Origin of the sequence: Streptomyces sp. NPDC049577, assembly GCF_040675635.1 — a bacterium.
Classification (GTDB): domain Bacteria; phylum Actinomycetota; class Actinomycetes; order Streptomycetales; family Streptomycetaceae; genus Streptomyces.
Window position 1 is genome coordinate 1 of sequence record NZ_JBFAPH010000583.1, and the last position, 2,090, is coordinate 2,090.

Sequence of the window (2,090 nt, forward strand, 5' to 3'; positions counted from 1 at the left end):
CGGGTGTTCGTCGGCCCGGACGGCGAGGGCGGCAACCCCCTCGGCGTCGTGCTCGACGGCCCCACGGTCCCCGACGAGACCGAGCGGCACCGCACGGCCGCCCGGCTCGGCTTCAGCGAGACCGTGTTCGTCGACGACCCCGAGCTGGGCCGGGTCGACATCCACACCCCGTCCGGCCGGCTGCCGTTCGCCGGACACCCGCTGGTGGGCCTCGCCTGGCTGCTGCGCCGCCGCGGCCAGGACGTCCGCGTCCTGCGACCGCCCGTGGGCGAGGTGCCCACCTGGCCGGAGGGCGGGACCACCTGGATCCGGGCCCGCCCGGAGTGGGCGACCGGGCGTCGCACCGAACGGTTCGCGACGCCCGCCGATGTCGACGCGCTGCCGGCCCCGCCGCCCGGCGACGGCTGGCTCTACGCCTGGGCCTGGGAGGACGAGCAGGCCGGCCGGGTACGGGCCCGCGGCTTCCCGCGGCGCGGCGACGGCATCGCCGAGGACGAGGCGACCGGCGCCGCCGCCCTCGCGCTCACCGCCGAGCTCGGACGGTCCCTCACCATCCGCCAGGGCACCGGCTCCCGCATCCTCACGCGCCACCACCCCGACGGCACGATCGGCATCGGCGGCCGGGTGGTCGCGGTGTCCTGACGGCCGGTTCCGGCCAAAAGTGCCGGTAAACGACCCCGAGTTGACCGGATCGCTACGGTTCGGGTCGCTCAAGAGTGCCAAAGCGTCAGAGACTTGACAGACCTTCCCCCGGAACCGGCATGCGACGGTTCCGGTGCTCCATGCTGTGACCGCGACGCGCCACCCCGAGGTGTGCGCGCCGTGCACTACTTGACGATGCCATTTGCCCAGAAGTGATCTGGTCCCCCATAGGAGAGCTCATCCTTATGAACGCAATCGACCTGCCCGCCGGCACCGTCCGCGTCCTCGCGATCTCCGGCAGCCTGCGCGCCGGCTCCAACAACACGGCCATCCTGCGCGCGGCCGCCAAGCTCACCGGCACGGACGTCCACGTGGAGGTCTGGGACGGCCTGGCCACCGTGCCGCCGTTCAGCGAGGACCACGAGGCCGAGCCGGCGGCGCCCGTGGCGGAGCTGCGTGCCGCCATCACCGCGGCGGACGCCCTGTTCATCTCCACCCCGGAGTACAACTCCTCCATCCCGGGCCAGCTCAAGAACGCCCTCGACTGGGCGTCCCGCCCGTACGGGGAGTCGGTGCTCAACGGCAAGCACGCCGCGGTCATCGGCGCCAGCCCCAGCGCCTACGGCGCCAAGTGGGCCCAGGCCGAGCTGCGCAAGGTGCTGACCGCCTCCGGTGCCGAGGTCGTCGGTGACGAGCTGACGGTCCCGCAGGCCAACACGGTCGTGGACGCCGAGGGCGTGCTGGCCAACGACGAGCTGCGTGACTCCCTCACCAAGCTCCTCGCCCAGCTCGCCGACGCCGCTCGCGCCACGAAGACCGCCTGACGCACGGGGTCACCACTCCTGGGGACGATGCCCTGCCCTCCGCCGGACCGGCGGAGGGCAGGGCATCCGCGCGTTCACGCTCCCTGTGACGCCGGCCGCGAGGACAGCCGCAGCCGCACCTCCAGCTCGTGCTCGCCCGAGACCGTGCCCCGGTCCTCGGCCGCGAAGGCCGACTCGAGCTCCTCCCGGACCTGCCGCACCGGATCCGCGGCGCCGAAGAGATCCACGGACACCTGCTCGCCCAGCGGCTCGGAGAGCCCCGTCGCCGCTCCCGGCCGGTGTCCCCGGGTGTCCACGACCATGCACCAGATGATGGGATGGTCCGTCGACGAGGCCGTGGGCTGCGGCTCGCTCAGCGGCGGCCCGGCTCCTTCGGGGAACGCCGCCTCCAGCACACCGAAGACCGTGCCGGCGGCCTCGTAGCCGCAGCCGGTCAGATGAACACTGACGTGATCCGGGCTCTCCGGGGCGCTCATCTCCTGGTGCTCCTCCGCCGTCGGGGCCTGCCGGCGTACCGGCACTCACCCCTCTCCGCGTAACCCGCCGCGCACACCAGCAGCGCGACGAACAGATACAGGTCCCCGGTGGTCGGCGCGCCGCCGCTCTGCTGCACGGCGAAGACGA

3 protein-coding genes and 1 pseudogene are annotated in these 2,090 nt (G+C 73.4%); 2 read left to right on the plus strand and 2 right to left on the minus strand.

Annotation, left to right across the window (positions count from 1 at the left end):
• Nucleotides 1–642, plus strand: a 642-nt coding sequence (locus tag AB0K09_RS32925) for a PhzF family phenazine biosynthesis protein (RefSeq protein ID WP_366069065.1), incomplete at its 5' end; no start/stop codon positions are given.
• Nucleotides 643–887: 245 nt separating this feature from the next.
• Nucleotides 888–1,466: an NAD(P)H-dependent oxidoreductase gene (locus tag AB0K09_RS32930; RefSeq protein WP_366069066.1), complete on the plus strand. Its 579-nt coding sequence runs from the start codon at nt 888–890 to the stop codon at nt 1,464–1,466.
• A gap of 74 nt (nt 1,467–1,540) precedes the next feature.
• Here AB0K09_RS32930 and AB0K09_RS32935 read toward each other — a convergent pair whose 3' ends face one another.
• Nucleotides 1,541–1,942 carry a hypothetical protein gene (locus AB0K09_RS32935; RefSeq protein ID WP_366069067.1) on the minus strand — a complete coding sequence of 134 codons (402 nt, stop codon included), beginning with the start codon at nt 1,940–1,942 and terminating at the stop codon, nt 1,541–1,543.
• A 53-nt stretch (nt 1,943–1,995) separates the two neighbouring features.
• Nucleotides 1,996–2,090 (minus strand): annotated as a pseudogene (locus tag AB0K09_RS32940) (EamA family transporter); the annotation flags it as partial.